Here is a 1,728-nt window from a genome sequence, read left to right on the forward strand (position 1 = left end):
CCGGCCGACCGGATCATCCGCTCGGTGAGCTGGGCGTCGGCCTCGTCGGCGAGCGGGTGCAGGCTTCGCGCCCCCTCGGCGACCAGCCGCCCGCCCACGTACACGTGGGTGAGGTTGCGCAGCGAACACGCCAGGACGTACGTCGCCACCGGGTCCCAGATAGGGCCGGTGGCCGGGGCGGTGGGGTCCACGACCAGCAGGTCGGCGTGCTTGCCCACCTCGATGCTGCCGATCCGGCCGGACAGGCCGAGCGCCTCCGCGCCCCCCAGGGTGTGCATCCGCAGCACCTCGTGGGCGGCCAGCACCGAGGCGTCGGAGTGCACGGCCCGCTGCGTGTAGAGGCCGATGCGCATGTTCTGGAACGGGTCGGAGACGTCGGTGCAGGACTGGTCGTCCAGACCCATCCCCACGCGGATGCCCGCGGCCCGGTACCCGGTGACGTCGGCGATGCCGGAACCCAGCCGGCCGTTGGAGGTGGCCTGCCAGATCACCGCGGAGTCCGTCTCGGCCACCCGTCGCACCATGTGCTCGGTGGGGTGGACGAAGTGACCGAAGGAGAAGTCCGGGCCCAGCACCCCGGCGTGGTCGTACCAGTCGAACTTGGCCCGCTGCACCTCGAGGTGCTCGGCGGTCTCCACGAAGTGCGCCTGATTTCCCACGCCGTGGGTGGCCATGGCGTGCCGCTCGCGTTCGGCGGTGACCGGCGACGACGACCACTGCACCGACCCGAACACCGAGCCACCCAGATCCAGCGCCGGTGGCACCGTGCGTCGGCGATGCTCGGTGACGTGGGCGAACGCCTCGAAGCACTCGGTCTCGGGGAGTTGCTCGTCGTCCAGCCGGGTCGAGGTGACGCACCGCAGTCCCGAGTCGGCCTGCGCGTCGATCTGTCGCGTGAGGAACTCGACGTCGTGGACCCGCTCGGCGACCAGGGTGGAGCTGGCGTGGTCGAACACCGCCACCACCCGGCTCTGGGTGAAGTTGTAGGCGCTGGTCACGCCGTTGCGCAGGAAGTCCAGGCAGCCGGCGAGGGTGAACCAGTACAGGTCCTCGGCCTCGGCCCCGACCATCATCTCGCCCATCCGAGAGACCCACCCGTAGAGCGTGTCGTCAGGGGCGATGCCGCGCATCCCGGCGGTGAACAGGTGGCTGTGCGCGGAAACGAACCCGGGCGCCAGGATCGACCCGCCCAAGTCGTGGACAGTGCCGGGCAGGCCGGGCGGCGGGTCACCGGGACCCAGCCCGGCGATCAGCCCGTCCTCGTCGACGTGGACCCAGCCGTGGAACCACTGCGGGGCGTCGGCTGCGATCGTCGCTGGGGTCGTCGCCACGGGGATGACGAGCGCATCGGTGAAGGTGATCATGAGGGGGTCTCTCGTTCTCGGGGCGGCGGCAAGGGCTGGGCGCGCGGACGGCGCGGCGTGTCAGCCCGGCAGGTCCTCGGCCAGCCAGCCGCCGGGACGGAGGTGGAACCGTCGGCGGTGTGAGGGTGCGTCGGGTTCGCCTCGCCAGAACGTCACCGTCTCGGGCCTCAGGCGGTATCCGGTCCAGGTGTCGGGCGGGTCCTGCGGGGTGGGCCCGTGCCGGGCGACGGCCTCCGTCCACACCTCCCGGCGACCGGCCGGGGGCAGGGCCGCCGTGGTTGGACTGTTGGTCCAGGCCAGGAGCTTGAGGTATGGGGTCCGGTCGCGATAGGTGCCGAGCTGCTCGCCGTCGTCCGTGGGCGCA

General features: G+C 71.9%; 2 protein-coding genes. Both read right to left on the reverse strand.

The window, feature by feature from the left end; genetic code table 11:
- Positions 1-1,364, reverse strand: a 1,364-nt coding sequence (locus G6027_RS15105) for an amidohydrolase family protein (protein WP_182637888.1), incomplete at its 3' end; no start/stop codon positions are given.
- Between the two features lie 60 nt (positions 1,365-1,424).
- On the reverse strand, positions 1,425-1,728 hold a 304-nt coding region (locus G6027_RS15110; RefSeq protein ID WP_277612353.1), incomplete at its 5' end, for a pyridoxine 5'-phosphate oxidase C-terminal domain-containing protein.

The sequence above is a fragment of the Dietzia sp. SLG310A2-38A2 genome, from assembly GCF_014145095.1.
In the GTDB taxonomy this organism is placed as follows: Bacteria; Actinomycetota; Actinomycetes; order Mycobacteriales; family Mycobacteriaceae; genus Dietzia.